General features: G+C 46.3%; 1 protein-coding gene. It reads right to left on the reverse strand.

From position 1 onward, the window contains the following. Positions 1-389: hypothetical protein (locus tag CWC18_RS21225; RefSeq protein ID WP_171041204.1), on the reverse strand; the 389-nt coding region annotated here is incomplete at both ends.

Consider the following 389-nt stretch of genomic DNA (forward strand, 5'->3'; position numbering starts at 1 on the left):
TAATGCTCTTTTTGAGGGCTTATAGTCTTCTGAAAGCCAGCCAGGCTTTTCATAATCTTTTTTTTCATCATCCACATTGATTTGCACAGTGTCCATACCACTCGCTCCACCCAATCCATCATCTTCCTGCTGAACCGTTTGCCCCTCCTGCTCCGATGGATCTTGATCACTCGTTTCTTCAAATACTGTGAAGACTGCTGGCTCAAGCCCTGAGACAGAGGATAAAAAACCATCAAACGCGTTGATCTGAAGATTTCCCTGCTCATTATGAAAAACACTCAAAGTGACCGGAGTGCAGTCGCTGGCTGACACAGGAATATTCGCTTGCACCAACCACACCGGTTGACCCTGCTGATCATGGATCACCTCAACCTGGTGAAACTGAATCA

This window comes from Pseudoalteromonas aurantia (assembly GCF_005886875.1).
Lineage (GTDB): Bacteria > Pseudomonadota > Gammaproteobacteria > Enterobacterales > Alteromonadaceae > Pseudoalteromonas > Pseudoalteromonas aurantia_A.